Source organism: Microcystis sp. LE18-22.4A, assembly GCF_027531105.1.
Classification (GTDB): domain Bacteria; phylum Cyanobacteriota; class Cyanobacteriia; order Cyanobacteriales; family Microcystaceae; genus Microcystis; species Microcystis aeruginosa.
Genome location: NZ_JAPZRB010000492.1, coordinates 1 through 1,791 on the forward strand (window position 1 = coordinate 1; position 1,791 = coordinate 1,791).

The following is a 1,791-nucleotide window of genomic DNA, read 5'->3' on the forward strand; positions in this document are numbered from 1 at the left end:
AACCGCCGACACCATCGGTCAAAGCATGGGGGCATCGCGGCTGGGGTTGTCTCTTTCATCGCTGCTCTTTCAACGTAAAGTGCTTACTCTTTAACGATTATACTCGATTTGATCTTTATTTGGCGTTTAAGTCCCACTAGCTACCTTTTCAGAGGATTGGAACAGCCCTGAAATGAGTGTTTATGACAACTATGATGCAGCCAAAGCCAACGGTTGGTCGAGGTGATGTTGCTCTGGTTCTCTTTCCAAAACCCACGAAAAACTTTTTCCCTATGTGGGGAAAGATTCGCCAATAGACTGGACAAGAACCTCTAGATGGGCGAGGCTATGGGTGGCCATGGCAGTAAACCGCAGACGACTGGTGGGAACGGTAGGAGGACGAATTGCGGGGGCAAAAATCCCTTTTTCTAGCAGTTTTTGCGATAATTCTAGGGCTTGACCCGGATTGGCTACCGGTAAACATAAAATCGCCGCTTCCGAAGGCAATATATTAAGATTATTTAATTTACTCTTGACAAAATTAATATTTTGGTGTAGGCGTTGGCGACGTTCCGGTTCCAGACGAATAATCTCTAAAGCCATTCTAGCGGCGGCGGTGTCGGCGGGGGATAAACCGGTAGTATAAATCCAGGTGGCGGCGCGATTGCGGATAAAATCGATAATTTTGGCGTTTCCGGTCACATATCCCCCTAAACTGCCCAAAGCTTTACTCAGGGTTCCCATCTGAATTAATTCCCGTCCTTGACAACCACAATATTCCACGCAACCTGTGCCATTTTCCCCCATAACTCCGGTAGCGTGGGCCTCATCCACCAAAACCATACAATTATAAATCTCGGCTAGAGCGAGAATTCCCGCTAGGGGACAGATATCCCCATCCATACTAAACACTGTATCAGTGAGCAGTAAACAATGACGATAGTGATGACGGTGGGCTAATAACTGATTTTCTAAGTCTTCGAGACTATTGTGCCGGTATTCTTTCACCGTGGCACCGCTTAACTTGGCTCCATTTTTGAGGCTAGAGTGATTGTATTGATCTCCTAAAATCAGGTCTTTCTGCGCCACTAAACAGGTAATTGTCCCCAAATTGGCTAAATATCCCGAACTAAAAACGATCGCGTCTTCGCTATTTTTAAAGGATGCGATCGCTAATTCTAAGTCTCGATGAATATCTCGGTGTCCACTTAACAGACGCGAGCCGGTGCTTCCAGTTCCATAGCGTTGTGTCGCTGCTATGGCTGCCGCGATCATTCTTTCATCGGCTGCTAATCCCAGATAATCATTACTGGCAAAATTAATCAGCGATCGACCCTCTAATTCTATAACGGCTCCGCCCCGGCCTTGAATGGTTTTAACCCTTCGATACCAATTAGCCCGATGGAGGGTTTTTAAGCTGTCCTCGATCCAAGAATAAGGATGATTCATCGAAAATTTGGGTCTGAAACCCCGTCGTTCTACGACGGCTTTGCTGTTAAATATTAGCACATTTACGAAATATATGCTAAAATATGAGACATGGAAAAAGCCTATTCTTACCGATTTTACCCCACACCCGAACAAGAGTCGCTATTGCGGCGCACTTTGGGCTGTGTAAGATTGGTTTACAATAAGGCACTCCATCTCAGAACACAAGCATGGTACGAAAGACAAGAAAGAGTAGGCTACGCTCAAACTTCTTCAATGTTGACCGATTGGAAAAAGCAAGAAGAATTAGACTTTCTCAATGAAGTAAGCTGTGTACCTTTACAACAAGGGTTAAGACACCTACAAACAGCTTTTACTAATTTC

The 1,791-nt window shown here is 45.1% G+C and carries 2 protein-coding genes; one reads left to right on the plus strand and one right to left on the minus strand.

Translation table 11 applies throughout. The features are described 5' to 3' along the window. Positions 1 to 270: 270 nt before the first annotated feature. Positions 271 to 1,428 carry an 8-amino-7-oxononanoate synthase gene (gene bioF, locus O9295_RS21470; protein ID WP_288035201.1) on the minus strand — a complete coding sequence of 386 codons (1,158 nt, stop codon included), beginning with the start codon at positions 1,426 to 1,428 and terminating at the stop codon, positions 271 to 273. Positions 1,429 to 1,518: 90 nt separating this feature from the next. On the opposite strand from bioF, the gene O9295_RS21475 reads away from it, so the two are divergent. Further along, a partial coding sequence (locus O9295_RS21475) for a helix-turn-helix domain-containing protein (protein WP_288035203.1) occupies positions 1,519 to 1,791 on the plus strand: 273 nt, incomplete at its 3' end.

Excerpts from the sequence above, each read along its gene's own strand:
- bioF (WP_288035201.1), bottom strand. The coding sequence starts at position 1,428 with ATGAATCATCCTTATTCTTGGATCGAGGACAGCTTAAAAACCCTCCAT.